20 protein-coding genes, 1 pseudogene and 1 riboswitch are annotated in these 20,689 nt (G+C 70.9%); of the genes and pseudogenes, 9 read left to right on the top strand and 12 right to left on the bottom strand.

What is annotated here, in order from left to right:
• Positions 1–28 precede the first annotated feature (28 nt).
• Both ABZT93_RS10690 and ABZT93_RS10685 read right to left on the bottom strand, forming a co-directional pair.
• Complete coding sequence (locus ABZT93_RS10690; protein WP_356101876.1) at positions 29–724, bottom strand: L,D-transpeptidase family protein; 696 nt, start codon at positions 722–724, stop codon at positions 29–31.
• Positions 725–838: 114 nt separating this feature from the next.
• Positions 839–1,642 carry an SDR family NAD(P)-dependent oxidoreductase gene (locus ABZT93_RS10685; protein ID WP_356101874.1) on the bottom strand — a complete coding sequence of 268 codons (804 nt, stop codon included), beginning with the start codon at positions 1,640–1,642 and terminating at the stop codon, positions 839–841.
• Here ABZT93_RS10685 and ABZT93_RS10680 point away from each other — a divergent pair.
• Positions 1,634–2,049 (top strand): annotated as a pseudogene (locus ABZT93_RS10680) (hypothetical protein). The gene ABZT93_RS10685 and the pseudogene ABZT93_RS10680 sit on opposite strands and share 9 nt — an antisense overlap.
• On the opposite strand, the gene ABZT93_RS10675 reads toward ABZT93_RS10680, so the two are convergent.
• The 4 genes from ABZT93_RS10675 to ABZT93_RS10660 form a co-directional block, all read right to left on the bottom strand.
• On the bottom strand, positions 2,040–2,954 hold the full coding sequence (locus ABZT93_RS10675; RefSeq protein ID WP_356101872.1) for an SDR family oxidoreductase: 915 nt from the start codon (positions 2,952–2,954) through the stop codon (positions 2,040–2,042). The pseudogene ABZT93_RS10680 and the gene ABZT93_RS10675 overlap by 10 nt on opposite strands.
• A gap of 80 nt (positions 2,955–3,034) precedes the next feature.
• Entirely contained in the window at positions 3,035–3,409 is a 375-nt protein-coding gene (locus ABZT93_RS10670) for a DUF4180 domain-containing protein (RefSeq protein ID WP_356101870.1), read from the bottom strand.
• Positions 3,399–4,028, bottom strand: a complete 630-nt coding sequence (locus ABZT93_RS10665; protein WP_356101867.1) for an MBL fold metallo-hydrolase — start codon at positions 4,026–4,028, stop codon at positions 3,399–3,401. The genes ABZT93_RS10670 and ABZT93_RS10665 overlap by 11 nt, the downstream gene beginning before the upstream one ends.
• Complete coding sequence (locus tag ABZT93_RS10660) at positions 4,028–5,113, bottom strand: S-(hydroxymethyl)mycothiol dehydrogenase (protein ID WP_356101865.1); 1,086 nt, start codon at positions 5,111–5,113, stop codon at positions 4,028–4,030. The genes ABZT93_RS10665 and ABZT93_RS10660 overlap by 1 nt, the downstream gene beginning before the upstream one ends.
• A gap of 173 nt (positions 5,114–5,286) precedes the next feature.
• On the opposite strand from ABZT93_RS10660, the gene ABZT93_RS10655 reads away from it, so the two are divergent.
• Both ABZT93_RS10655 and ABZT93_RS10650 read left to right on the top strand, forming a co-directional pair.
• On the top strand, positions 5,287–7,167 hold the full coding sequence (locus ABZT93_RS10655) for an MBL fold metallo-hydrolase (RefSeq protein ID WP_356101863.1): 1,881 nt from the start codon (positions 5,287–5,289) through the stop codon (positions 7,165–7,167).
• On the top strand, positions 7,164–7,913 hold the full coding sequence (locus ABZT93_RS10650) for a sulfite exporter TauE/SafE family protein (protein WP_356101860.1): 750 nt from the start codon (positions 7,164–7,166) through the stop codon (positions 7,911–7,913). The genes ABZT93_RS10655 and ABZT93_RS10650 overlap by 4 nt, the downstream gene beginning before the upstream one ends.
• Positions 7,914–7,916: 3 nt before the next feature.
• Here the strand turns inward: ABZT93_RS10650 and ABZT93_RS10645 are convergent, their stop codons facing one another.
• Positions 7,917–8,204: a metal-sensitive transcriptional regulator gene (locus ABZT93_RS10645; protein WP_028807630.1), complete on the bottom strand. Its 288-nt coding sequence runs from the start codon at positions 8,202–8,204 to the stop codon at positions 7,917–7,919.
• A 90-nt stretch (positions 8,205–8,294) separates the two neighbouring features.
• Between ABZT93_RS10645 and ABZT93_RS10640 the strand changes: the two genes are divergently transcribed.
• Positions 8,295–8,858: a rhodanese-like domain-containing protein gene (locus tag ABZT93_RS10640; RefSeq protein WP_356101858.1), complete on the top strand. Its 564-nt coding sequence runs from the start codon at positions 8,295–8,297 to the stop codon at positions 8,856–8,858.
• 89 nt (positions 8,859–8,947) lie between these two features.
• The gene (locus ABZT93_RS10635) at positions 8,948–10,726 is read left to right on the top strand and encodes an ABC transporter ATP-binding protein (protein WP_356101856.1); all 1,779 of its coding nucleotides are present in this window, start codon (positions 8,948–8,950) and stop codon (positions 10,724–10,726) included.
• A 97-nt stretch (positions 10,727–10,823) separates the two neighbouring features.
• Here the strand turns inward: ABZT93_RS10635 and ABZT93_RS10630 are convergent, their stop codons facing one another.
• Positions 10,824–11,117: a hypothetical protein gene (locus tag ABZT93_RS10630; protein WP_356101855.1), complete on the bottom strand. Its 294-nt coding sequence runs from the start codon at positions 11,115–11,117 to the stop codon at positions 10,824–10,826.
• Between the two features lie 170 nt (positions 11,118–11,287).
• Here ABZT93_RS10630 and ABZT93_RS10625 point away from each other — a divergent pair, with 170 nt between their 5' ends.
• The gene (locus ABZT93_RS10625) at positions 11,288–11,653 is read left to right on the top strand and encodes a nuclear transport factor 2 family protein (RefSeq protein WP_356101853.1); all 366 of its coding nucleotides are present in this window, start codon (positions 11,288–11,290) and stop codon (positions 11,651–11,653) included.
• 23 nt (positions 11,654–11,676) lie between these two features.
• On the opposite strand, the gene ABZT93_RS10620 is transcribed toward ABZT93_RS10625, so the two are convergent.
• Positions 11,677–12,204 (bottom strand): MarR family winged helix-turn-helix transcriptional regulator, encoded by a 528-nt coding sequence (locus ABZT93_RS10620; protein ID WP_356101851.1) that lies wholly within the window; start codon positions 12,202–12,204, stop codon positions 11,677–11,679.
• Between the two features lie 61 nt (positions 12,205–12,265).
• Between ABZT93_RS10620 and ABZT93_RS10615 the strand changes: the two genes are divergently transcribed.
• Together ABZT93_RS10615 and ABZT93_RS10610 are read left to right on the top strand one after the other, a co-directional pair.
• Positions 12,266–13,105, top strand: coding sequence for a hypothetical protein (locus ABZT93_RS10615; RefSeq protein ID WP_356101848.1), 840 nt, complete (start codon positions 12,266–12,268; stop codon positions 13,103–13,105).
• 26 nt (positions 13,106–13,131) lie between these two features.
• A riboswitch (ZMP/ZTP riboswitch) is annotated at positions 13,132–13,214 on the top strand.
• 22 nt (positions 13,215–13,236) lie between these two features.
• A complete protein-coding gene (locus ABZT93_RS10610; protein ID WP_356101846.1) occupies positions 13,237–14,088 on the top strand; it encodes a bifunctional 5,10-methylenetetrahydrofolate dehydrogenase/5,10-methenyltetrahydrofolate cyclohydrolase in 852 nt (283 codons plus the stop codon).
• Between the two features lies 1 nt (position 14,089).
• Here ABZT93_RS10610 and ABZT93_RS10605 read toward each other — a convergent pair whose 3' ends face one another.
• Together ABZT93_RS10605 and ABZT93_RS10600 are read right to left on the bottom strand one after the other, a co-directional pair.
• Entirely contained in the window at positions 14,090–16,057 is a 1,968-nt protein-coding gene (locus ABZT93_RS10605) for an RICIN domain-containing protein (RefSeq protein ID WP_356101844.1), read from the bottom strand.
• Between the two features lie 307 nt (positions 16,058–16,364).
• On the bottom strand, positions 16,365–17,027 hold the full coding sequence (locus ABZT93_RS10600; RefSeq protein WP_356101842.1) for a TetR family transcriptional regulator: 663 nt from the start codon (positions 17,025–17,027) through the stop codon (positions 16,365–16,367).
• 184 nt (positions 17,028–17,211) lie between these two features.
• On the opposite strand from ABZT93_RS10600, the gene ABZT93_RS10595 reads away from it, so the two are divergent.
• Complete coding sequence (locus ABZT93_RS10595) at positions 17,212–18,462, top strand: YncE family protein (RefSeq protein ID WP_356101840.1); 1,251 nt, start codon at positions 17,212–17,214, stop codon at positions 18,460–18,462.
• Positions 18,463–18,817: 355 nt separating this feature from the next.
• Here ABZT93_RS10595 and ABZT93_RS10590 read toward each other — a convergent pair whose 3' ends face one another.
• Positions 18,818–20,677 carry a cellulase family glycosylhydrolase gene (locus ABZT93_RS10590; RefSeq protein WP_356101837.1) on the bottom strand — a complete coding sequence of 620 codons (1,860 nt, stop codon included), beginning with the start codon at positions 20,675–20,677 and terminating at the stop codon, positions 18,818–18,820.
• Between the last annotated feature and the right edge of the window lie 12 nt (positions 20,678–20,689).

The following is a 20,689-nucleotide window of genomic DNA, read 5'->3' as shown; positions in this document are numbered from 1 at the left end:
CGTGTCGTCGCGCCGGGCGCCTGGTGGCTCAGGTGCCCGGCTTGCGGCCGTACACGAAGACGTCGTCACCGGTCTTCAGCAGGGACCAGTACTTCTTGGCGTCCTTGGGGGTCATGTTGGTGCAGCCGTGGGAGCCGGGCGGGTTCCACATGCTGAGATTCACCGAGTGGAAGGCCTGGCCGCCGTCGAAGAACTGGCTGTAGGGCATCGGCACGTTGTAGATCGACGAGACGTGGTCGATGTCGCGCCAGTAGATCTTCTTCAGGCCGGTGCGGGTCTCGTAGCCGTTGCGGCCGGTGCGGACCGGAACCGGGCCGTAGACGAGCCTGCTGCCGTCCTGGATCCAGCTCAGCTGGAGGGTGAGGTTCACGCAGGCGATGCGGCCCTTGTTGGTCGGGCACTTGCCGTCCCTGTTGGGGTTGCCGCCGACGGCCTTCTGCTTGTTCATCAGGTCCATCACGCCCCAGGTGACGGATCCCGCGTAGCCGATGTTCGGTGTGATGCCGTGCTTGGTCTGGAAGGCCCTGATCGCCTTGCAGTCGGCGGTGGACTGCCTGCCGTCGACCGGGCGGCCGAGGAACTTCTCGACCTTCTTCTGGTACGGCCCCGCCTGCGTGGTGCAGCTCGCGGCCTGCGCGGGCGCGGCGCCCAGCGCGATGGTCAGCGGTGCGACGAGTCCGGTGATGCCGAGTGCGACGGCACCTCGTCTGCGTATGTCCCCCATGGCCCTGTCCCCTTCATAGGTCCTTCATAGGTCCTGCGATCTCATACCTCTAGACAGGACTTCGAGCCACTTCGTTGTACCGCAGGGCGCGCTGGGACGGAACGGTGACAATGTTCACGACGAAGCCCCGCGGTCCGGATGGACCGTCGCGTGGAAGCCGGTGTTGACCGCGGTGAGGCCTCCGTCGACGACGAGCGTGGTGCCGGTGATCCACGCGGCGTCGCGGGAGGCGAGGAAGGCGACCGCGGCGGCGATGTCCTCGGGCTCACCGACCCGGCCAAGGGGGTACAGCCGCCGCATCTCGGTGAGCTCGTCCTCGCGCCCTTCCCAGGCGGAGGTGCGGACCGTGCCCGGGACGACCAGGTTGACGCGTACACCGCGGGCGGCCGCGTGTCCGGCGAGGGTACGGGTCAGCGAGCCGAGGCCTGCCTTGGCGGCGCTGTAGGCGTGGTTGCCGAAGTCCTGGAGACCGTTGACGGAACCGATGTTGACGATCGCTCCCCGGCCGGAGGCGACCAGGTGCGGCAGCGCGGCGCGCGAGCAGCGGTACGGACCGCTGAGGGTGACGTCCAGGTCACGCGCCCACTCGTCGTCGAGGTCGTCCTCGAAGAGCGCGGTCTCCGGGGTGCACCGGGCGGCGCAGTTGACCAGGACGTCCAGCGAGCCGAACGCGTCGACGGCGTGGGCGACCGCCGCCTCGACGGCCGTACGGTCCGCCACGTCGCACTCCAGGGCCTGTGCGGGAAGACCCGCTGCACGCAGGCGCGCGGCCGTCTCCTCGACCACCGGTCCGTCGCGGTCGGTCAGCAGTACCCGCGCCCCTTCCTCGGCGAGTCGGCGGGCCACGGCCGCGCCGATACCGCGAGCGGCGCCGGTGACCAGTGCCGCGTGTCCCTCGAACCGCTCGGTGTGGGTCATGGGCCGAAGATAGCCCCTCGCCGCGGCGGCGCCTTCGGTTCGTATGTGGCGGTCGTGCGCAGCGATCGCGCGCGCTTCCAGCGGGAGCAGGCGGCCCGCTGAAGAAGTCCGTCACGCTGACGTACCGGGTCGCCGCCCGCTTCGGCGGGTCCCTGCCGGGGAGACGCTGATCCTGCTCGGCAGTCCCACGGTGGTGGAGCGGGCCCGGACCTGGGTCGTCACCGCGATGGGGATGGAGGCCCTCCTGCGCGCGCAGACGCGCGGCCCGGCCGCGTGGGGGCACTGATGGACCGGCGCGCATCGGACGCGAGGGGTACTACCGGGCCGTACGGAAGGATCTCGCGCTGCCGCCGGGCCACTCGGCGCGCTGGGCCCTGACGTCGAGCGGCCCGCCGCCTCAGCGGTAGCCCGTGGTGTCCGCCGGCTTGTCCGCGTCCTGGACCTCGACCAGATAGCGCCAGGCGTCCGGACGGCTGCCGTCGAGGTCCGTGAAGCCGTACGTCCGCGCGAGCGAGCCGCTGTCGAGGGACTGACCGTTCCAGCGGGCCACATCAAGGTCGGCGGCCAGCGCGGCGACGGCGCGGCCCACATAGTGCGGGGTCTCCGAGATGGCGAAGTGGGGGACGCGGTCGAGGGCGTCGCGCCAGTTGTCCTCCCGCACGCCGAAGGTGTCGAGCATCATCTCCGAGCGCAGCCAGCCCGGGGTGAGCGCGACGGCGGTGGCGCCGCGCGGGCCCAGCTCGTGTCCGAGGGCGAAGGCCATGCGGATGACGGACGTCTTCGCGAGGTCGTAGAAGAAGGAGACGCGGTAGTTCTCGCGGTTGTAGGCGTCGGTCCCGTCGGTCATCTCGACGACCAGGCCGCCGGGCCGGCGCAGCAGCAGGGGCAGGGCGTGGTGGTTGGTGATCGCGTGGGTGTCGATCGCGAGCCGGAGCAGCCGCAGACCGTTGTCGAGGTCGTGCTCCCAGACTGGACTGTCCCACTCGAAGAGCTTCTCGCCGCCCCAGATGTCGTTGACGAGGACGTCGAGGCGGCCCTGCTCGTCGGCGACGCGGACGACGAGCGTGCGAACCTGCGTGGAGTCCAGGTGGTCGGTGGGGACCGCGATGCCGTGGCCGCAGGCGGCGGTGACGAGGTCGGCGGTGTCCTCGACGGTCTCGGGGCGGTCGTACTCGGAACGGCGGGCGCGGGTGCTGCGTCCGGTGACGTAGACGGTGGCGCCCGCCGCCCCGAGCTCCACGGCGATCCCGCGCCCGGCTCCGCGTGTCGCCCCGGCGACCAGGGCGACCTTGCCTTCCAGCGGCTGTGACATGCCCGACCTCCCGTTGTGTCCGATGTCTCTTCGAGCATGGCCGGGAAACCAGACAACCTCTGTCGTGATTTACGGGAGAGTCACCCGACCGCGCGCAGTTTCTCGTCCAGGGTGTCCAGATCCGGCAGGAACCAGATGTGGCCGCCCTGGTTCGTCTCGTGGACGAAGTCCCTGAGGGCCGTGCTGTCGTCGAGGTGGCGGCCGACGTCACCGACGACCGCCAGCCGGACCCGGTAGGTCACGAACTTCTGCATCACCGCGCCCGCGACACCGGACCGCAGCCGGAAGAACTCCTCGGCGACCCGTGCCACGGGTACGGCGACCACCTGGGCGTCGCGGCCCATGGCGTCGCCGATCAGGTCGAGGGCCGACCGTTCGCCGTCCAGCGGTGGTCCGTCGGGCGCGCAGTGCAGGACGTTGACACCGTTCAGGTGCACGACGTCGTCAGTGGCCACGGTCGATCCATTCCTGCAGATGCGGGGCCTCGGCGCCGATCGTCGTGGGGTCGCCGTGGCCGGTGAGGACCTTCGTCTCGGGCGGCAGGGCCAGCAGCCGCTCGCGGATCGAGTCGATGATCGTCGGGAAGTGGGACCAGGAGCGGCCGGTGGCGCCGGGGCCGCCCTGGAAGAGGGTGTCGCCGGTGAAGACGGTGCCGAGGCCCGGGTCGTAGAGGCAGACCGCGCCCGGGGCGTGCCCGGGGGTGTGCAGCACCTGGAGGTCGGCGCCCGCGGCCTCGATGACCTGGCCGTCGCGCAGATGGGCGTCGGGGTCGCGGTCGGGGTGGGTCTGCTTCCACAGCGGCAGGTCGTCGGGGTGCAGCCAGATGGTGGCGCCGGTGCGGTCGGCGAGGGCGGGCGCGGCGTCGATGTGGTCGTTGTGGGCGTGGGTGCAGACGATCGCGGTCAGCCTGCGGTCGCCGACGGCCTCGAGGATGGCGTCGGCGTCGTGGGCGGCGTCGATGACGATGACCTCGTGGTCGTCGCCGACGATCCAGACGTTGTTGTCGACGTCCCAGGTGCCGCCGTCGAGGCTGAACTGCCCGGAGGTGACGAGGCGTTCGATGCGGACGGCCATCAGAACACCACCACCGAGCGCAGGACGTCGCCGTGGTGCATGCGCTCGAACGCCTTCTCCACCTCGTCGAGCTGAATGGTCTCGGTCACGAACGCCTCCAGGTCCAGGCGGCCTTGCAGATGCAGGTCGATCAGCATGGGGAAGTCACGGGAGGGCAGACAGTCGCCGTACCAGGACGACTTGAGCGACCCGCCGCGCCCGAAGACGTCGAGGAGCGGCAGCTCCAACTTCATCTCGGGGGTGGGCACGCCGACCAGGACGACCGTGCCGGCGAGGTCGCGGGCGTAGAACGCCTGCTTGTACGTCTCCGGGCGGCCGACCGCCTCGATGACGACGTCGGCGCCGAAGCCGCCGGTCAGTTCGCGGATCGCCTCGACCGGGTCGGCGTCCTTCGAGTTCACGGTGTGGGTCGCGCCCATCGTGCGGGCCTTCTCCAGCTTCCGGTCGTCGATGTCCACGGCGATGATCTTCGCCGCGCCCGCGAGGTTCGAGCCCGCGATCGCCGCGTCACCGACGCCACCGCAGCCGATGACGGCGACGGTGTCACCCCGGCCGACGTTGCCCGTATTGATCGCGGCGCCGATGCCGGCCATCACGCCACAGCCCAGGAGCCCCGCCACCGCGGCCGAGACCGAGGGGTCGACCTTGGTGCACTGTCCCGCGGCGACCAGCGTCTTCTCGGCGAAGGCGCCGATGCCCAGGGCGGGCGAGAGCTCGGTGCCGTCGGTCAGGGTCATCTTCTGCTTCGCGTTGTGGGTGTTGAAGCAGTACCAGGGCCGACCGCGCAGACAGGCCCGGCAATTGCCGCACACGGCACGCCAGTTGAGGATCACGAAGTCGCCGGGCGCGACTTCGGTCACCCCCTCGCCGACCGACTCCACGACACCGGCGGCCTCGTGGCCGAGGAGGAACGGGAACTCGTCGTTGATCCCGCCCTGCTTGTAGTGCAGATCGGTGTGGCAGACCCCGCAGGCCTGCACCTGGACGACCGCCTCCCCCGGTCCTGGATCCGGCACCACGATCGTCTCCACCCGCACCGGCTCGTCCTTGCCGGGTGCGATCACTCCGCGTACCTCCTGCGCCATGGTCCTGACCCCTTCTGTCGCCCGGTGCACGTCCCTCCGACCCTACGCGTGACTGATCAGTAACGGCACCGGATCCGGGCGAAAAAATACCCCCCGGGGTACCTCTGCTACCGTGGAACGCATACCCCAGGGGGTACTCCACCCCGGGTTATCGTGAGGAGAGGAGTGCTGTCGTGTACTTCGTCGACACCATCGAGGTGCCGGGGCTGGGCAACCGCGGCTACCTGGTGGGCGGTGCCCGCAGCGCCGTGGTGGTGGATCCGCCGCGGGACGTGGACCGGGTGATCGCGGTCGCGGCCCGGCGCGGGGTGCGGATCACCCACGTCGTCGAGACGCACGTCCACAACGACTACGTGACCGGCGGCCTGCAGCTGGCCCGGATCACGGGGGCCGCTTATCTGGTGCCGGCCGGGGCGCGGGTCGCGTTCGAGCGGACACCGGTCGCCGACGGGGACGTGGCCCGGATCGAGGACGACCTGACTCTGCGGGCGCTGGCCACACCGGGCCACACCCCGCATCACACCTCGTACGTCCTGGAGGAGGCCGGGCGGGCGGCGGCCGTCTTCACCGGCGGCTCGCTGCTGATCGGCACGGTCGGGCGGCCCGATCTCGTGGAACCGGGGCTGACCGGGCGGCTGGCGCGGGAGCAGTACGACTCGGCGCACCGGCTGGCCGCGGAGCTGCCCGACGAGACCGAGGTGCTGCCCACACACGGCTTCGGCAGTTTCTGCTCCGCCGGGCAGGCGCAGGGCGGGGCGACGACGACCATCGGGCACGAGCGCGGCTCGAACGAGGCGCTGGTGAAGGATGTCGACACATTCGTCGCCGAACTGCTCGCCGGGCTGGACGACGTGCCCGCGTACTACGCGCACATGGGACCGGTGAACGCGCAGGACCCCGGGCCGGTGGATCTGACCCCGCCCCGCCGTGCGGACGGCGAGGAGATCGCGGCGCGGCTGGCGGCCGGCGAGTGGGTGGTGGATCTGCGGAACCGGCGCGCGTTCGCCGAGGGACATGTGGCCGGGTCGTTCAACTTCGAGGCCGAGGGGCAGCTCGCTACTTACCTGGCCTGGCTGATGCCCTGGGGCAAGCCGGTCACGCTGCTGGCCGCCACGGCCGCCCAACTCGCCGAAGCCCAGCGCGAACTGGTCCGCGTCGGCATCGACCGGCCCGCCGCGGCGGCGACCGGTTCTCCGGCCGAGTGGATACGGGAGGGGGACACGCCGCGCTCTTTCCCGCGTGCCACGTTCGCCGACCTGGCCGCCCAGGACTCCCACCGAGTCGTGGTGCTGGACGTGCGGAGGGACTCGGAGCGGGCCGGCGGTCACATCAGGGGCTCGGTGCACATCCCGTTGCACCGGCTGCGGGACCGGCTGTCGGAGATACCGGACGGCACGGTGTGGGTGCACTGCGCGGGCGGAATGCGCGCGGGCGTGGGCGCTTCGATCCTCGACGCCGCGGGGCGTGACGTGGTCGCCGTCGACGACGGGTTCGCCTCGGCGGCCGCGGCCGGGCTCCCGATGGCGAGGATCACGGCGCAGGAGGCTCACGAGCGGACGGGGGCCGAGACGGCGGCCGTACTCCTGGACGTCCGTGAGCAGGAGGAGTGGGCCGCGGGGCATGCGCCCGGGGCTGTGCACGCCCCGCTGTCCGAGCTGTTGGCGGGCGGTCGGCTTCCCGAGGCTGCGGAGAGCCGCCCGGTGGTCACGATCTGCCGCTCGGGCAAGCGGTCCCGGCAGGCGGCCGAGCTGCTGACGGCGCGGGGAGCTGACGCGGTGGACGTCCTGGGCGGGATGGGGGCCTGGGAGGCGGCGGGGCTCGCGGTGGTGGGGGGTTCGTCGCGCGGGGAGATCGCGGTGGGCGGTTCGTCTGCCGCCGACGGTGCCTCCGGCGCGCTCGACGCGGCGGACGACGGTTCGCCGGGCAGGTCCGACGCCCGCACTGCGGCCAACGCCTCCTCGGCCGCCGACTGCGCCTCCCCCACGCCGGACCCCGCGGCACACGGCAGCCCGGTCGCCGAAGCGGCGATCGACACCGCCGCTCACCGCACGTGAGCGCCCTCGTTCTCGCCCTGCTCGCCGGGGGTCTCACCGGTCTTGCGCTCGGCGCGCTCGGCGGTGGCGGCAGCATGCTCGCCGTACCCGCGTTGATCTATCTGCTCGGATTCAGCCCGGCCGCGGCCACCACCGCCGGACTCGTGGTGGTCACCCTCACCTCCGTGACGGCGCTGGTCAGCCACGCCCGTGAGGGCGCGGTGCGCTGGCGTGAGGGTGCCCTGTTCGCGGCGGCGGGACTCCTGCCCGCGGCGATCGGCGGGGCGGTGTCCGGGTGGCTGCCCTCCGGAGTGCTCACGGGAGCGTTCGCCGTGGTCGCCGCCCTCGCCGCCGCCCGTATGCTCCGGCCCTCGGCATCCGTACGGCCGGACGACGTGCCGGTGCGTACGAGTCATGTCGCCCGGACCGGGGCGGGGCTCGGCGCGGTGACCGGTGTGCTGGGGGTGGGCGGCGGGTTTCTCGCCGTACCGGCCCTGGTGAACGTCGTCGGACTGCGCATGCGGGCCGCTGTCGGAACCAGTCTCCTGGTCATCACCGTCAACTCCCTGGCCGCACTGGCGACCCGCGCGGGCACGACCGTGGACATCGACTGGGCCGTCGTCGCCCCGTTCGCGGGGACCGCGGTGCTCGGCGCCTGGGACGGCCGGCGCCTGGCCGGCAAGGTGTCGGCAGGCGCACTCCAGCGGACGTTCGCCGTGGCACTCCTGGCCGTGGCCGCGTTCATGCTCGCGGACGCCGTCCTGTGACGGTCACGCCAGGGACAGGAACAGCTTCTCCAGCCGGGCTTTCATCTGCTCCGTCGTCTCGCCGTCGACCCGGTTCCCCTCGGGATCCGTCAGACACTGCTGAAGCCCCGTCGCGATGATCGCGAAACCGGCCCGGTCGAGGGCGCGGGAGGCCGCGGCGAGCTGGGTGACCACGTCCTCGCAGTCCCGGCCCTCCTCGATCATCTTGATCACTCCGGAGATCTGCCCCTGCGCCCGGCGCAGCCGGTTCAGCACGGACTTGAGCTCATCGCCCTCGAACTGAAGCTCCACCATCACTCCTCTACATACCCTTGGGGGTATTTTACCTCCTCGGGGTCACCACCGGCTGTCACCAGCCTCTCAGGAAGGATCGCGTACGACATGACCCCCACCGCTCTCGACGCCTCGCAGGCAGACGCCCGCCTCGACGAACTGACGGTCGTCGACGTCCGGACCCCCGGCGAGTACGCCTGCGGACATCTGCCCGGCGCGCTCAACATCCCCCTGGACCAGCTCCGTCGTGCCCTGCCCGCACTGCGGGACGTTCGTGGCGAACTGCTCGTCGTCTGCGCCTCCGGCGCGCGCTCACTGAACGCGTGCGGGCTTCTCGCCGAGCACGGCATACGGGCCCTCACCCTGACCGGCGGTACACAGGGCTGGGCGGCATCCGGGCAGCGGCTCGACCGGCCGGCGACGAGGGACCGTACCGTCTGGGCCATGGAACGCCAGGTCCGCTTCACCGCGGGCACCGTGGTCCTCGTCGGGCTCGGGCTCGGACTGCTGCACCCCGCCTGGCAGTTGCTCTCCGCGGCCATCGCGGGCGGACTGGTCTTCTCCGCGCTGACCAACACCTGCGGCATGGCCGTTCTGTTGGGCAAGCTGCCGCACAACCGGCCGCGGGCCGCCGATCTCGACACGACCCTGGCCGCGCTCGCCCACCGCTGACCCCGACGGCGCCCGGAACCGGCAAGCCGCGCGCGGGAGCGCCGACGTAGCCTGAAGGCTCCGCACGCCGTCGGGACCCGAGGAGCGCCGTGAGCAGTACCGAGACCGAGACCGCGCCGCCGACCTGGCGGCTGCTCCTCGGATACGTACGGCCGCACCGGTGGACCCTGCTCGCGGGCGCCGTGCTCTCGCTCCTGACGGGGGTCACCGGTCTGCTGTTGCCGCTGGTGGCCCGGGAGTTGATCGACGACCTGTCCCACGACCGCACGATCACCGGCGCGTTGTTCGTCATGTCCGGGCTGGTGATCGCCAACGCGGCGCTGGGCGCGCTCGGTTCATACGTGCTGCGGCGCACCGCTGAGTCGGTGGTGCTCGGTGCGCGGCGCGCCCTGTCGTCGTATCTGCTGCGCCTGCGCATCACGGCCGTGGACCGCACCGAACCCGGCGATCTGATGGCCCGGATCACCTCGGACACCACCCTGTTGCGCGAGGTCACCACCGACTCGCTGGTGGGCCTCGGGACCGGCGGGCTGACGCTGGTGGCGACCGTGGTGATGATGGGTCTGGTCGATCCGGTGCTGCTGGGCGTCACTCTGGCGGTGATCCTGGTCGCGGGCACGGTCCTCGGGGTGATCGTGCCGCGCATCAACCGGGCGAGCCGGCAGGCGCAGGACGCGGTCGGTGTGATGGGCGCCTCACTGGAGCGCATCCTCGGCGCGCTGCGCACGGTCAAGGCGTCCGGCGCCGAACACCGGGAGGAGCGGACGCTGCACGCGGCGGCCGAGGAGTCGTGGCGGCAGAGTGTGCGGGCCGCCAAGTGGTCGGCGGCGGCGGGCAACACGGCGGGGCTCGCGATGCAGATCGCGTTCATCACGGTGCTCGCGGTGGGCGGCGCGCGGGTCGCCACGGGCGCCATCGACGTCGGCACGCTGGTCGCGTTCCTGCTGTACGTCTTCTACCTGATGTCGCCGATCCAGCAGGTCGTCGGGGCGATCACGCAGTACCAGACGGGAGCCGCGGCCCTCGCCCGCATCCAGGAGGCGCTACGGCTGCCCGCCGAACCGGCCGCTCTGCCCGCCCCGTTGCCGGCCGACGGGGCCGCGCCGGCTTCGGTCGCCTTCACGGACGTCCGGTTCCGGTATGCCGACGATCTGCCGTACGTCCATCACGGGGTGACGTTCGATGTGCCCGCGCGGGGGATGACGGCGTTCGTCGGGCCGTCGGGGGCGGGGAAGACGACGGTGTTCTCGTTGATCGAGCGGTTCTACGACCCCGAGGCCGGGGTCGTGACGCTGGACGGGCGGGACCTCGCGGAGTGGGACCTGCCCTTGCTCCGGTCCGCGATCGGGTACGTCGAGCAGGACGCGCCCGTCCTGTCGGGGTCGCTGCGGGAGAACCTGCTGCTCGGGAATCCGGACGCGGACGAGGACGCGGTGGCCCGCGTGCTGAAGACGACCCGGCTCGACGGTCTGGTGGCCAAGCTGCCCGCTGGGCTGGAGACGCTCGTCGGGCATCGGGGGACCAAGCTGTCGGGTGGGGAGCGCCAGCGGGTGGCGATCGCCCGTGCGTTGCTGCGGCGGCCCCGGCTGTTGCTGCTGGACGAGGCCACGTCCCAGCTGGACGCCGTGAACGAGGCGGCCCTGCGGGACACGGTGGCTGACGTGGCGCGTACGACCACGGTGCTGGTCGTCGCGCACCGGTTGTCCACGGTGACGATGGCCGACCGGATCGTGGTCATGGACGCGGGGCGGGTGCGCGCGGTGGGGACGCACGGGGAACTGGTCGCGGGAGATCCGTTGTACGCGGAGCTGGCCGCCACGCAGTTCCTGGCGACCGCTGGTCGAGACGTCTCGCGGACGACTTCCTGACGCACCCCGCCCGGGTTCCACCTCCCGGGCGCGAGTGTGGACATGCGGCGAGGGCCGCCCGGTGATCCGGGCGGCCCTCGCTCCGCGGGCGGGAGGCTCAGCGGACGCCCGGCACCAGCCCCATGACGGGGGCGACGAGGCCGGTGACCTGGCCCAGCTGGTTCAGGTCGTCGAGCCGGTTGAGACCGGCCAGCTGCTCGGAGACCGGCGGGATCTCGTCCTTGCGCTCCGCGGGGATGCGGCTCGTCGCGAGCGAGTCGATCACGGCGATCGGGTTGAGCTGCCCGCCGTCCGGGGTGGCCGCGTCGGCCGCGTTCGCGAGGGGGGCGGTGAGGCCGGTGACGCCGACGGCGAGACCGACGGCGGCAACGATACGTCGAGTTGAGATCATGCTCCCAGCAACGCGGGCGGGCCTCGCCCGGACACGGCCGGGCGATGCCCCTCACCCGTCGGGCGGAGTGCCCGGTCTGCGCTTGCCGTGGCCGCCGGGGCGGAGGAGTCTCGAAGAAAGAGGCCCTACGGCCCGCTCCTTGTCGGCCGGGGCCTTCGAAGGAGGTCATCATGGGCACCGCGGCACGACCCGGCTTCGACACCGACATCCTGCGCCAAGGCATCGAAGGGCACACCCCGGAGACGCTTCTGTCTCTGTACGCGGACGACGCGCAAATACGCCTCGTCAACCGGAACGCCACACCCAGCAACCCCAAGGTCCTGCACGGCCGTGACGAGATCGGCGAGATGCTGAGCGACGTCTACAGCCGCGACATGACCCACAAGCTGGAGGGGTGCGTGGTCCAGGGCGATCGCGCGGCCTACAGCGAGTCCTGCCAGTACTCGGACGGCATGCGCGTTCTGTCGGAGTCGATGGTCACCCTGCGCGACGGCAAGATCTCCGAGCAGATCATCATCGAGGCATGGGACGAGTAGCAGTCAGAGCCGGGAGGGCCCCGTCACATCGCTGCTGACCTGGGCCTTCTCGGGTCGTCCGGGGCTGACTCGGCGGCCACGACCAGTTTCCGCAGCAGGTCCGCGAGTGTTCGCCGCTCTGCCGGGGTGAGTGCGGAGAGCAGCGCGAGCTCACCCGCTTCCTCAGAGGTGACCTGCTGTTCGAACGCGGCATGCCCGGCCTCGGTGAGCCGGACCCGCACCCGTCGCCGGTCGTCGTCCTCGTGCGTCCGGACGATCAGCCCGGCGTCCTCCAGCGGCGCCAGCCGGGCCGACAGGGCTCCCCGGGTCAGTCCGAGGTGGTCGGCGAGGAGCGAGGGGCTCCCGGTGTACGGCGGGCCGAGCCGGCGCAGGGTCAGCAGCACCTTGTACTGCCAGTTGCGCAGTCCGTCGGAGTCGAGGGTGTCGCGGCGGGCCTGGGACGCGTACCGGGCCAGGATGGCCAGCCGCGCGAAGATCGCCTCCTTGACGGGGTCCATCCAGTCGAGTTCCTTCGCCCACACCTCGACGTGCCGGTCGACCGAGTCCCGCATTACCCGCCCCCTGCAATGGTTTTCTTGTGGATGGTTTTTCGTCTGACTACCTTCCCCTGTCATGACGAACACCACGGGCACAACCGTCGAGTTCAACGAACTCCTCGCCTCCGCACGCGAGTTGTCGCTGGCGGGACGGTGGGACCGGGCACTGCGCCTCTTGGACGCAACGACCTGTGACACCGCCGGGGACCGCGCCCGGCTCGCTCTCGCGGCGGCCGAGGTCGCCCTTCAGAGCGACTGGTTCGGCGGTACGGACCTCACCGCCGGCCGTGCCGAGCACGCGGAGAAGGAGTCGACGGGCGCCGACTGGGATCTCGCCTTCGTCCGGCTGCGGCACGCCTACTTCCGGCTGCTGCGCAGCGAGGGCATCTTCCGGCCCGGCCCCGAGGGCAAGGATCCCGAGGCACTCGCCGGCCTCCGGCGCGACGCGCACGACCTGCGCGAGGAGGCCCCGGACGAGGTGCGGCGCGGTTGGGCCTCGATGTACCTGGGGCTGATCGCCGACAACCTCTTCGCCGAGCGTACGGCCGCCCCCGCCCACTACGAGGCCGCCCTGGGCGCCGGTGAGTCGGGCGGCGACGATCTGCTGGTCCGGGAGGCACTGCGGCATCTCGGCGACCACGACCACGACGCCGGCGATCACGACGGCGCCCTGGAGCGCTGGCGGCGGGCCACCGCCCTGGGCGCTCGGGCCGGGATGGTCCCAGGTGTGCTCACTCAGCAGATGCTCCTCGCGGTCCTCGCCCGCGACACGGGTGACGAGGCAGGGGCGACCGCGCTGGCACGGGAGATCGCCCGCTGGGCCGGGGCGATCGGCGCCGACCACGTCCACGCCCAGGCGGCCGACTTCCTCGCGGGGGCCGATCCGACGGCTCCGCCGCAGGAGAGCGGGGCATGACCGCCGGAGCGCGTCGGCTAGTCTGAGGTACGGACCGTGACTGGCGCTGAGGTGGAGCACCACCGGGGAGCGGTCCGCACACTCGATGCCGTGCGCCTGGGCGATTTCTTTGATCGGCTCAGGAGTGGATCATGTCTCAGGCACGGCTCATCGACGGCACCGCACTCGCCGGGCGCATCCTCGAGGAGACCGCCAAGCGGGCGGCCGACCTCACCGAGCGCACCGGACGGGCGCCCTGTCTCGCGACGGTGCTGGTCGGTGAGGACCCCGCCTCCGTCACCTACGTCCGTATGAAGCGCAACCGCTGCCGCAAGGCGGGTATCGAGTCGCGGCACGTGGAGCTGCCCGCGGCCACGACCACCGAGGAACTCGTCGGCACGCTGCGGGAGTTGTCGGCCGACCCCACCGTACACGGCATCCTGCTCCAGCACCCGATGGGCCCGCACATCGACGAGCGGGCGGCGTTCGAGGCGATCGCTCCGGAGAAGGACGTCGACGGCGTCACCTTCGCGTCCTTCGCGACGATGAGTTTCGGACTGCCGGGCTTCGTGTCGTGCACACCCGGCGGCATCATGCGACTGCTCGACGAGTACGACGTCGACCCGGCCGGCAAGCGGGCCGTGGTCGTGGGCCGCAGCGCGATCCTCGGCAAGCCGGCCGGCATGCTGCTGCTCGCCCGGGACGCCACGGTGACCTACTGCCACTCCCGTACGGCGGACCTGTCGGCGGCCGTACGGGAGGCGGACATCGTGGTCGCCGCGGTGGGCCGGCCCCGGTTGATCCGGGGCCAGGACATCAAGCCCGGCGCGGTCGTCGTCGACGCCGGGTACAACGCGGGGAACGTCGGTGACGTCGACTTCGACTCCGCGGTGGAGCGGGCCTCGCTGATCACGCCGGTGCCGGGCGGGGTCGGTCCGATGACCATAGCCACGCTGCTGGAGCAGACCGTCGACGCGGCGGTGTCCGCCGCCCGGCAGGGCTAGATCAGTTCAGCGTCCACTTCTGGTTGGCCTGGCCGCCGCACGACCACAGGACCATCTGGGTCCCGTTGGTCGTGCCCGCACCGTAGGCGTCCAGGCAGAGACCGGCGTTGACGTTGGTGATCGTGCCGTCGCTGTTGACGTTCCACTTCTGGTTGTTCTGGCCGTTGCAGTCCCAGATCACGACCTTGGTGCCGTTGGTCGTGCCGAGGTTGTAGGCGTCCAGGCACTTGTTGCCGTACACCACGAGTTCCTTGCGGGAGGTGTACGTCCACTGCTGGTTCTGGCCGCCGTTGCAGTCCCACAGCTCGGCCTGGGTGCCGTTGCCGATGGTGTTGTCGTACAGGTCCAGGCAGCGACCGGACTGGGTGCCGACGGCGAGGGTGCTGTTGGTGCCGGGCAGCGGGCGGACCGTGATGTCGGCGAGCGTCGGGGCGCCCGTGAAGGTCAGCGTGTTCGAGGAGCCCTTGGACAGGGCGACCTGGACCGAGACGGTGGCCTGGGAGGAGCCGGTGGGCGGGAAGGACACGGTGGTCGCGCCCTGGCCGTTGACCTTGAGGGTCGCGGTGCGGGCCGTGGAGGCGGTGTTGGTGTAGGCGATGTCCACAGTCTTGATCCCGGTGTTCCCGGCGACCACACCGGAGAAGCTCGACGTGCCGGTGTAGGTGCTGCTCGCGGCCTCGGTGCCGCCGGTGACCGTGAGCATCACCGAGCCGCCCGCCGGGACGCTGGTGGTGTAACCCGTGCCGTACGAGCCGACGTCGGCCCGCGCCCACAGGTCACGGACGGTCGCGTTGGCGTTGGTCAGGCCCAGGTCGGACCAGCGGACGGTGATGTTCTGGGCGGCGGAGGTGCGGTTGAGGAGGACGACGGCGCGGTTGCCGGTGCCGGACAGGACCTTGCCGTAGACCTGGAGCCCGGTGGTGTCCTCGGCGACCTTGACGCCCTGGAGGCCGCGCGGGTCCTGGTCGACGCCGATGACCTCGGGGTTCTTGAGGATGTTCGCGGTCTCGGTGGTCATGGTGGCCAGGTTGTTGCCGGCCAGGAGCGGGGCTCCGGAGACGGCCCACAGGTTCATATGGGTGCGGTTCTGGGCGGCGGTGAAGCCGTCCATGCCGACCATCAGCATGTCCGGGTCGTTGTAGTAGCCGGTGTGCTGGGCGGTCGGGTGGAGGTTGCGGTCGTAGTTGGTCAGCAGGTTCGTCATCGACGGCTTGTTGCCGTAGAGGATGATGTCGTCGTTGGTCCGCCACATCGCGCCCTGCCCAGGCGCCCAGTTCCACGGGTTCTGCCGGCCCCAGTTGCACAGCGACAGGGTCATCGGGCGGCCCGTGGTCGCGGTGGCCCTGGCGATCGCGTCGCTGATCGACTGGTACGTCGTCTTCGCGTCGAGTCCCTCCGCGTCACCGCCGCACCAGTCGACCTTCACGAAGTCGAAGCCCCACCGGGAGAACTGGAGCATGTCCTGGTCGTAGTGGCCCTCGCTGCCGGAGCCGGGGGCGGCGGGGCGGCCCGTCGGGTAGTAGTAGCCGCAGCCGTCCTTGCCCGCGTCGGTGTAGATGCCGGCCTTGAGGCCCTTGCCGTGGATGTAGTCGGCGATGGCCTTCATGCCGCCGGGCCACTCGGACTCGTCGACGGTGATGTTCCCGGCGCTGTCGCGGGTGCCCTGCCACCAGCCCTCGTCGATGTTGATGTACTTGTACCCGGCCGCCGGGAGCCCGGACGCGACGAACGCGTCGACCTGCGCCTTGATCACGCCGTAGTCGATCTTCGCGGCGAAGCTGTTCCAGGAGGCCCAGCCCATGGGCGCGGAGGGCACCGGTATCTGCCGAGCGGTCGCCGCCTGCGCGGGGGCCGGCTGGGCGAAGAGCAGCGCGGCGGCGGCGGTCAGGGCGAGGACGAGAGCGCGGACGGCCGCGGCTCGGAAGCGTTCTGCGAGACCTCTGCGGGTCGTTCGCGGCGGGGGGTACATGCGGCTCCTTCAGCGGGGGGAACACCAATGCCCGGTCGATATATCGAACCTGGACCGGTGATTCGAACATCGTGCGCGCTGAAGCTAGAGCCACGGGAGGGTGAAGTCAACGGATGCGACACGGGTGAACTGGCCTGAGAACAACGGCCTTTCGCGCGGGACGGCCGCCTGCGGCGCCATACGGTCCGGCGTGCGGGCAGGTCGGGGACGCCCCGGCTCGGGCCGGCCCGAGGTCACCCTGGTCTCCCACGAACGTTGCGAGCCGCACGGTCGGCAACGGCGGCACCGCACGCGACCGCCGCCGCGCTCATCCCCGGGCCGGCTGCCACCCCGTCGGCTGAAGGATCCCCAACAGCTGTCGCACGAGTTCCTCCACGACCTCGTCCAGCGTCGCGTCCACCCACCCGGCGCTCCAGTCGTGCAGCAGCCCGTTCACGCTGCCGATGAACCCGGTCGCCGCGAGCCGGTAGTCCCGCTGGGCCGCCTCCCCCCGCGCGACGGCCCGGTTCGCCTCGGCGCAGACCAGGTCGACCCAGTGCGCCCGACGGGCCAGCCGCTGCTCCTCCAGCCGTGCGCTGACGCCGATGATCTCCACGAACGTGATCCGCACCCGGCGGGGATCGGACGTGACGTTCGCCGCGTACGCGCGGAAGATCGCGGCCGCGCGCTCGGCGAGCGGCAGGTGGTCCGCGTCGGTCACCGCGGTCACCACGGCCGCCGTCGCCCAGTCGTTGACCTCGAGGTGAAGCGCGGCCAGGACGTCCTCGAGGGTGCGGAACTCCTCGTAGAACTGGCGTGTGGAAAGGGCTGCGGCCTCGCTGAGGGCCGCGACGGTCGTGGCGCGGTAGCCGGGAGCGTCCCCGAAGAGCTGGAGTGCCGCGTCCAGGAAACGGCGGCGCCGCTCGGCCTGCCGCTCCGCGGCCGTCTTGCCGCCGTAGCGACCGGTCGGGGCCCTGAGCCTGCCCGTCACGGCACCTCCTGTCCGGGCCGGAGTGTCCGGCCTCCCGTATGAGCGCCAAGTTTGTCGTGTACGCAGTCTTGTGGAGAAGGGCCCCCCTTCCTTACTTTGCAGTAAGTTAACTCTGAAAGCACGCGTCTTCAGTTTTGCCGTCTTGGCATGCCCCCGTCATGAGCCGCCCAGAGGGAGACCCGTCATGCCTGTTCTCAAGCCCAGACACCTGTGTGCCATGGCCGCCGCCGTCGTCCTGACCGCCACCGTCCCCGCCACCGCCACCGCCGCCTCCGCCGCGGACACCGCCGCCCTGCGCGAGGTGCTGTTCGTGGGCAACAACTGGGACGGCACCGCCGACGTCATCAAGTCCTCCGGCGACCTGGCGAAGATCGGCCGGATCAACGTCGTCCCCGACAAGGACGCGCGGATGGCGGAGATCAACGCCGATCCGATCAAGTGGATCTACTTCATGGCGATCCGCAACAGCGTCGGCGAGGGGCACGACCAGTTCGTCGACGACATGTACTCCACGCCGGACGGCAGGTCGGTGGTGGTCTCACGGCCGAGCTTCGCGGACGTGGTGTCGATCGACCTGGCCACCGGGAAGATCAACTGGCGCTTCAAGGTCTCGGGTTACCGGGCGGACCACATGGCGGTCTCCCCCGACGGCACCCGGGTCGCGGTGTCCGCCTCCACCGCGAACACCGTGCACGTGCTGAACATCAACACCGGTGACCAGCTCGGCTCGTTCGCCACCGGGGACAAGCCGCACGAGAACATCTTCACCAGGGACGGCAAGTACATCTGGAACATGGCGATCGGTGACGTGAACACCGACTCCGACGCGCCCTGGCTGGACTGGACGAAGGGCGACCGGCACATCACGGTGGTGGACGCGACCACCTACAAGCAGGTCAAGACCATCGACATGCGGGACAAGCTGGACGCGATCGGCCTCACGGACTACTCCGACGCCGTCCGCCCCGCGGTGTTCTCGCCGGACGAGTCCAAGCTGTACTTCCAGGTGTCGTTCTTCAACGGCTTCTTCGAGTACGACGTCGCCACCGACAAGATCACCCGCACGAAGACCCTGCCGAAGAACCCGGCGACCAGCGACGACCGCACCACCATGGTCAACGACTCCCGCCACCACGGTCTTTCGATGAGCCCGGACGGCAGCAAGCTGTGCGTCGCGGGCACCATGGACGACTACGCGACCGTCGTGAACCGCACCACCCTCCAGGAGGGCCCGCTCGTCCCCGCCTCGAAGCCCTACTGGGCGACCGTCAGCGGCGACGGCAAGAGCTGTGTCGTGTCCGAGAGCGGCGCCGACCAGGTCACCGCGATCGACTTCGCGACCGGACAGAAGACGGTGTCCGTGCCGGTGGGCGACCATCCGCAGCGGGTGCGGCTGGGCCACGTGGCCGCGAACTGGACGAGCCCGTCCTCGTAGGACACGTCCGCCGTCACCGGCCCGAAGACCGCGGGCACCCCGGCGTGCAGCCCCACCGCCGGGGTGCCCGCGCGACCCTTACCGGCGGGGCGAACCGGGGAACCTTCGGCTCCGGGCGAAGCCGACACGCCCCCCGGATGCCCTACCGACCCTGTCCCGCCAGCCCGAACCGGAGGAACCCTGCGACTCCGGACGGAGCCGACACCGCCCCGGCACCAGACCGACGGCTTGGTCGCCTCGTGGGCCGGGGCGTCGTCAGCGGCGGTGCCTGCAGCCGCTGCGATGGAGACGGAGTCGGGCCGGGTACGCCCCGTCATGGAGACACACCCGGCCCGGCTGTCACACACCGTGGTGATCACCCCAGCTTCTGGCTGACCCACGTGGCGAGTTCGGCCTTGGCCGCGCTCAGCGCGGACGCGGAGGGCGAGGTGGGCCCGTTGGTCACCAGCGCGTAGTGCAGGACGCCGGAGTCCGAGTCGGTGAGCAGCAGGCGGCGGCTGCCCGTGCCGCCCGGTTCCGGCGCCGCGCCGACCGGGGTGGACGAGCTGTACGCGGGCGGGCCGTACACCGTGCCCAGGTCGGAGACGACGGTGGTGGTCGCGGTCGGGAAAGTGGCGGGCAGGTGGAGTTCCGTGGGCGCCGAGCCGCTTCCCGAGCGCCACACCAGCACCGAGTACTGGCCGGACCCGACCAGTGAGGACACGTTGGGCAGGCTGCTCGGCACCGGGTTCCAGGTCAGGGTGGTGGAGCCGTCCCGTGAGCGGTCCTCGTAGGTGAAGGCGACCGAGGTGCCGGAGGTGGCGCTCGGGTAGACCCGGTCGAGGAGGCGGGCGTCCTGGCGGAGCACCGCCGTCCCCGAGTCGTCGAGCTTCACGGCCGACAGGTCCTCGTCGTTCCAGGCGTCGCCCGAGGTCATGACCTTGTCCGGATTGTCGTTCATCAGTTCGTGGTGGCGGCCGTTGTAGATGTCCCACTGCCACTGCGTGCCGGAGAGGACCGGCCCCGAACCGGCGGGCGTGGACCACCAGTTGGCGCCCTTCACCCGGGAGTCGAGGGCCTGGTACATGGCCTTGAGGACGGTGGGCGTCTTGCCCGCGGTCGAGCCGTTCAGCGGGTGCCCGAACTCACTGACCACGGCCGTCGTCCCGGCCGCCGCCGCACGGTCGCGGACCGTGCCGAAGTCGCCGACGTACTGGCCGTCGGACGCGTTGCCCCACATCAGGATGCCGGAGATGGCCTTCTGGTCGTAGAAGTGGGTGTTGAAGACATACCGGGAGCCGAGCGTGCCGACGTCGAGTAGGCCGCCCTCCTCGTTGCTGACGTTGCCGTTCCAGAAGAGGTTCGGCTCGACCATCGCGGGCTTGTCCGTCCAGCCCGCCGCGTCCATCCGGGCCCGGAACTTCACGTAGAAGGGCCACAGCAGGTCGCGTTCCCAGGTGCGGCTGTTCTGCCCGGAGTCGTAGGTGCCGGCGTAGGGCTCGTTGTACGGGTCGAAGCCGACGACTCCGGCGAACTCCTCGGCGGCCAGGTTCGCCTTGAGGTACGCCATGGTCTTCTGGGCGGTGGCCAGGAAGGAGTCCTGGAGGCCGTACCTGTTGTGCCAGAAGTCGTACTGGGCGGCCTTCACCGCGCCGTTCTGGGTGATGTTCTGACCCCACACCAGACAGATGCCGCAGGACTCGGCGGAGTAGTTGCCGAGCGCGACCGCCCACGCGGGAGCGCCGTCGCCGGTGTACCAACTGCCCGAGTTGAACAGCCAGCGGGAGTACAGGTCCTGGTGGAAGTCCGGGTAGACCCGGATGCCCGCGTCGAGGAACGCCCGCATCTGCGCGGTGGCGTTCGCCAGGTACGTGGTGTCGACCTGCCCCTTCACGGGTTCCGCGTAGGCCCAGGAGAGCAGGAAGCGCACGGAGTTGCCTCCGCCGAGGGTTCTGAGCGCGGTGGCCGACTTCCTGGCGTCGGCGACGGAGGCGAAGGGCAGGCCCTTGTTCTCGGCGAGCTTGGTCTCGCCGGAGACGTTGTAGCCACGCAGCACGACCTCTCGGCCGTTGCCGTCGACGAACCGTCCGTTCTGGACGGTGAGGGGGGTGTCGTCGAAGGAGAGGGAGTTGGCGAGGGCGTCGGCGGGGACGGGCCGGGCGCCCGCGAACGTCAGGAATCCACAGAGGACAACCAGAACAACGAGCAGACGTGCGCGTTTATTCGGCATGTCCATTACAGTCCGACC

This window comes from Streptomyces sp. NPDC005303 (genome assembly GCF_040607335.1).
In the GTDB taxonomy this organism is placed as follows: Bacteria; Actinomycetota; Actinomycetes; order Streptomycetales; family Streptomycetaceae; genus Streptomyces.
This window is presented reverse-complemented; position numbering and strand designations above follow the sequence as displayed.